6 protein-coding genes are annotated in these 5,311 nt (G+C 67.9%); 2 read left to right on the top strand and 4 right to left on the bottom strand.

Annotated features, from left to right (window positions below; all coding sequences use genetic code 11):
• Positions 1 to 262 precede the first annotated feature (262 nt).
• Entirely contained in the window at positions 263 to 877 is a 615-nt protein-coding gene (locus tag AC1DU6_RS19250; RefSeq protein ID WP_056197583.1) for a YitT family protein, read from the top strand.
• A 172-nt stretch (positions 878 to 1,049) separates the two neighbouring features.
• On the opposite strand, the gene AC1DU6_RS19245 is transcribed toward AC1DU6_RS19250, so the two are convergent.
• Positions 1,050 to 1,343, bottom strand: coding sequence for a hypothetical protein (locus tag AC1DU6_RS19245; protein WP_477858948.1), 294 nt, complete (start codon positions 1,341 to 1,343; stop codon positions 1,050 to 1,052).
• A 273-nt stretch (positions 1,344 to 1,616) separates the two neighbouring features.
• Between AC1DU6_RS19245 and AC1DU6_RS19240 the strand changes: the two genes are divergently transcribed.
• Complete coding sequence (locus tag AC1DU6_RS19240) at positions 1,617 to 2,822, top strand: vanadium-dependent haloperoxidase (protein WP_477858946.1); 1,206 nt, start codon at positions 1,617 to 1,619, stop codon at positions 2,820 to 2,822.
• A gap of 36 nt (positions 2,823 to 2,858) precedes the next feature.
• Here the strand turns inward: AC1DU6_RS19240 and AC1DU6_RS19235 are convergent, their stop codons facing one another.
• The 3 genes from AC1DU6_RS19235 to AC1DU6_RS19225 all read right to left on the bottom strand — a co-directional run.
• The gene (locus tag AC1DU6_RS19235; protein ID WP_477858944.1) at positions 2,859 to 3,653 is read right to left on the bottom strand and encodes a hypothetical protein; all 795 of its coding nucleotides are present in this window, start codon (positions 3,651 to 3,653) and stop codon (positions 2,859 to 2,861) included.
• Positions 3,654 to 3,749: 96 nt separating this feature from the next.
• Positions 3,750 to 4,409 (bottom strand): response regulator, encoded by a 660-nt coding sequence (locus AC1DU6_RS19230; protein ID WP_477858942.1) that lies wholly within the window; start codon positions 4,407 to 4,409, stop codon positions 3,750 to 3,752.
• Positions 4,406 to 5,311, bottom strand: a 906-nt coding sequence (locus AC1DU6_RS19225) for a sensor histidine kinase (protein WP_477858940.1), incomplete at its 5' end; no start/stop codon positions are given. The genes AC1DU6_RS19225 and AC1DU6_RS19230, both read right to left, overlap by 4 nt.

Below are 5,311 nucleotides of genomic sequence, written 5' to 3'. Positions count from 1 at the left end.
TCGGTGTACTCCTGGCCTTTGCTGAGCATCGCGTAGATCAACCGCGCCAGCTTGTGAGCTGCCGCCATCACCGCCTTGCCCTTGTCCATGCGCGCGCACAGCCGCCGGTAGTAGGCCCCGAGCGCCGACTGGCTGGAGCGCAGCCCGGTAGTTGGGGTGAGCGTCGCGAACCCCAACACGATCAGCGCCTCCGCGTCTGTTGGGGTTCAGTACCCACAGCGGGTGATTGCCGCGACGGCACGCTGTGTGCTTGTGTGACGGCATGGATCGAACTTCAACAGAACCGCCCGTTCACACCTGGCTTGACGACGGCCATGCACTAATAGCGGGCTCGTTGTTCGTCGCCTTGGGCCTCACCATGTTTGCACATGCCGGCCTGCTGACGGGAGGGGTCGCAGGAGTTGCCTTCCTCGCCAGCTACACCAGCGGCCTCAGTCTGGCGCTGTGCTTCTTCGCCTTCAGCCTGCCGTTCTTCCTGCTGTCCTGGCAGCGCCTCGGCAGAGAGTTCACGCTCAAAAGCCTCCTTGCCGTCTCGCTGGTTTCCGCCTGTACGGCGTTGGCACCCAGGGTGGTCCGCTTCGAGTTCCTGAACCCTTGGGTGGCCGCGGTACTTGGTGGCTTTCTCGTCGGATTCGGCCTCCTGGCCCTGCTTCGTCATCAGGCGAGCGTCGGTGGCGTCAATATCGTGGCGCAGTGGCTCCAGCAAACCAAGGGTCTGAGTGCAGGAAAGATTCAGATGTCGGTCGATGTCCTGGTCGTGCTTGCAGCGCTTTTCACCGTGCCGCCCGTTCGGGTTCTGCAGTCAGTCGTTGGCGCCGTGGCCATCGGCGCCATCCTCACACTGAACCACAAACCCGGCAGGTATCTGGGCGTGTAGACAGAGCGCCATCCCCSGCTTCACCGTGTCGACGTACCCGACCGGGACGCCGCCCACCACTGGGCCGCCAAGATCGCCGCCGCCTGCCGCTGCGCGCAGGACGTGCGCGAGTTCATGCCGCTGCCGCCGGAGGTGGCGGCGCGCCTGAGCAAGGCTTGAACGCGGGCGCCCCTCAGGGCGCCGCAATGCCGTCGATGCGGTCCAGCCGCACGAGGATGCGGCCGTGCTGCTGGTTGCGCAGTTCCACCCAGCGGCCCGGCTCGATGCGCGTCACGGCGCCCGAGATCGCCTGCCCGTTCACATAGAGCGTGATACCGCGCTTGTCCTGCAGCGCCGCGTTGAGCGCTTGCTCGATGCCTTGCTCGGCATCCGCCGCATGGGCCAGGCCCGAAGTGAAGGCGAAAGCGACAACGAGTGCGGCCAGCACATGGCGAGCAGAGGATGCTTGGAAAGGTTGTGAAGGCATGACGGTCTCCTGGAACCAAGGCATCGCACTGTGCCTGCCGCCTGTCGCGCAGCGGTTTCAGGCCGGACGGGCGTTTGTTTCGTTTGTTCATGCGCCTACGACGGCCGTTGACGACCGCAATGCCGGAGGGCCAGTCGCAATGCTGGACTGACGCTCGCATCCCCCGCGGCAATCCTCAACCGAGAGGACACCGAGCCATTGCGCCGCCTTCTAGGGGTTGCTGGGCCACCAGGGCGGGCGGAGCCTCGCAGCGTCGACTGCAAAGGAGCCGCGATGACACTTGCCGCTTGGAGATGCCTGCTGGCCGCCGTGCTGGCGACTGCCCTGCATTCGGCGCGAGCCGACGTTGTCACGGACTGGAACGTCACGGCGCTCGGCCTCACGGYGTCCAGCACGCCGCAAGTCGAGATGCGTGCCTTGGCCCTCACGCATGTCGCCATGTTCGACGCCGTCAATGCCATCACCCGCACGCACCGGGCCTACATGAGTCCCGCCCCCGCGGCCCCGGCCGGCGCATCGGCCGAGGCGGCGGCGGCATCGGCGGCACATGCGGTGCTGGCGTCGATCTACCCGCTGCAAAAGCCTGCACTCGACGCCGCATTGCAGGCCTCGTTGGCCAAGGTGCCCGATGGCGCCGGCAAGAGCGATGGCAGCGCCCTGGGCCGCCAGGTCGCCGAGCAATGCATCGCCATGCGCAGCAGCGACGGCTGGAACGCGCGCGTCGTCTACACGCCGGCCACCGCCCGAGGCAGTTGGCAGCCGGCGCCGCCCTCGATGGGCGGCTTTGCCTCGATCCACTGGGCCGAGGTCAAGCCCTTCTTCCTCAAATCAGCGGCCGAGGTGACGGCGCCCGGCCCGTTGGCGATTGACAGCGTGCAATACGCCAAGGAACTCGACGAGGTGAGGCGCCTGGGCGGGCGCAACTCCACCGAGCGAACTGCCGACCAGACGGCGGCGGCCATCTTCACGCTGATAAACGGCGGCCAGATGTGGAACGCCGCCGCGCGCGCCGCCGCCACCGCCAAGGGCACGTCGACGCCGGAGAACGCCCGGATCTTCGCCATCATCAACATGGCCGCGCTCGACGCCGTGATCGCCAGCTGGGAGGTCAAGCGCAAGATGGGCACTTGGCGCCCGCTGACGGCCATCCGCGCCGCTTCGACCAACGCGGACCCGACMTGGGAGCCGTTGATCAACACGCCGCCGCACCCGGACTACCTCTCCGGCCATTCGGCGACGTCAGGTGCCTGGTCCAGGTCGCTCCAACTGCTGTTCGGCAACGACGGCGTGCCCTTCAGCGCCACCTTCAACAACGCACTGACACGTCATTTCAGCAGCTTCTCCCAGGCGGCGACGGAGATCGAGAACGCCCGGATCTGGGCAGGCATTCACACCCGCACGGCTGACGAACACGCCACGGCTCTCGGCCGACAGGTCGCGGAACTGGCGGTCCAGCGCGGGATGCCGAAGCTGCCGTGAAACACGCCTGCATGGCGGCTTGAATCAGCGGACGCCTCAGCGCCTCGCGCCCGCCGCACGCGTGATCTGCACCTGCACCTCGCCCACGCCGGCAAACACATGCCGCGACTGCTGGCCGATGCGGATGTCGTGCACGCCGGTGATCATGCCGGTCGAGATGACGTCGCCGGCGCGCAGGATCTCGCCCTGCTGGGCCCGCTTGTTCAGCGTGAAGGCCAGCGCGCCGAGAGGCCCTGGCTTGATGGCGACCTTGCCGGTGCCGACCGACTGGCCATCGATGAAGGTCTCCACATCGATGGTTTCCAGCTCGCGCCAGTTGGCAATCTCGGCACCAACGACGACGCCCCAGTTGTTGCCGAAGTCGGAGATGACTGCCCCCGGGCCGATGTCGTTCAGCGTCGCCAGCGGGCTGCTGGCGACTTCCACGCCGATGTTCATGGACTTGACCAGCGGGGCGACGGTGTCGGCCGTCCAGTCGGCTTTGCCTGCCGGCGCATCGGCCGCGACGACGATGACGACTTCCGCCTCGACCGCCGCAAAGCCGCCTTCGAAGACAGGGCATTGCGCGGCAACACCTTGCGCCACGTGGTGGACGTTGGCGGCAAAGGCGGGCCCGATGAGGCGTTCTTCAGGGAACTGCGCCGCGAATGCCGGGTTCACACGGGCGACCTTCCAGCCCTTGACCGCATCGGGCCAGCGTGCGATGGCGGCGGCCTGGATGGCATAGGCCTCGGCCAGCGTCGCGGGCGGCGTGCCGGGGTAGGCTGCGATCGCAAGGCCGGCGGCGCGGGCGGCGGTGAAGGCTTCGGCGATTTGCTGGGTGGCGCTCATGAAGTTCTCTCTGTGCGCCGACCGGCGCGGTGATGCATGCGGTCGGCAATGTACCGCGCAAAACGAAACATGGTTTCACTTCTCGGGAGAGCGGTCTTATCCCGCCTGCTCCATGCGCACCGCGAACAGCGCCAGCTCGACATCATTGCGCACGCCGATCTTCTCCAGCACCCGGGCGCGGTAGGTGGACACGGTATTGGGCGAGAGCACCAGCTGTTCGGCGATCTCGCCCACGCTGCGGCCGGCCGCCAGCAGTTTGAAGACCTGGTATTCGCGGTGCGACAGCAGTTCGTGCAGGGGCTGCGTCTCGTCGGCCTGCCGGCCTCCGCCCGGCCCACCCGCGCCGATGGCGCCGGCCAGCTGCTCGGCCACGCTGGGCGTGATGAAGAGCTTGCCGCGGGCGACGCTGCGCACCGCGTCGATCATCTGTTCGCTGTCAGCGCTCTTGTTCAGGTATCCGGCCGCGCCGAGCTTCAAGCTGCGCACGGCGTATTGGCGGTCCGGGTAGGTGGACAGCATCAGCACTGGCAGGCGCGGAAACTCGGACTTCAGCGCCTTCAGGATGTCCAGGCCGTCGCGCTGAGGCATGGCGATGTCCAGCAGCACGACGTCGACGCCACCGGCGCGCACCCGCTGGATGGCGTCGGGCCCGTTGGCGGCCTCACCGACCACTTGCAGATCCTCGGCTTCAGCCAGCACCTGCTTGATGCCCTGGCGGACGATGAGGTGGTCATCGCAGATCAGCACACGGATCATGCTTGCTCCAACGGCATCACGAGCCGCACCGTCGTGCCCCGCCCTGGAAAACTCTCGATGCCCACTCGCCCGCCAAAATGTCCCGCCCGCTCGCGCATGCCCAGCACGCCGTAGCTGCGCGCATCGTTGAGCGCCTCGGGCGCGGCGCCCACGCCATCGTCGCGCACCTGCAGGTAGAGCACCGGCCCTGGCGGCGCGTCCACGTCGAGGCGGATGGCCACGTGCCGCGCCCGCGCGTGCCGGGCGATGTTGGACAGCACCTCCTGGAAGATGCGGAACACCGCGATGGCCAGGCCCCCTTCCGGCGGAACCACGTCGGCGGCCACGTGCATCTTGAAGTCGACCTGGCGCTCGTCGCTGCCAGCCAGCTCGAACTCCTGGGCCTGCCACTCCAGCGCCGCCCACAGGCCCTGGTGGTCCAGGATGCTGGGGCGCAGGTCCGTGATGATGCGGCCGACCGAGTCGACAGCGGTGTCCACCAGGCTGCCCATGCGCTGGCACTTGTCCACCATGGGCTCGCGCTGTGTCGCATCACCGACGCGGCGGGCCAGCCAGTCCAGGTCCATCTTCAGCGCGACGAGCAGCGAGCCAAGTTCGTCGTGGATCTCGCGGGCGATGCGCTTGCGCTCGGTCTCGCGCACGGCCTCCAGGTGGTGGGCCAGCTCGCGCAGCTCGGCGGTGCGCCCGGCCACCCGCTGCTCCAACTCGTCATGGCTGGCGCGCAACAGCGCCTCGGCCTGGCGGCGCGCCGAGATGTCAACGAAGGTGACGACGGCGCCCTGCACCTCCCCGGCCTCGATGACGGGGTAGCTCGAATATTCGGCGGGGAAAGCGCTGCCGTCGGCCCGCCACAGCACCGAATATTCGGCGGGGAAAGCGCTGCCGTCGGCCCGCCACAGCAC

The organism is Roseateles sp. P5_B10 (assembly GCF_056400485.1).
Note: the sequence above shows the minus strand (reverse complement) of the source record. Positions and strands in the feature narration are given on the sequence as shown.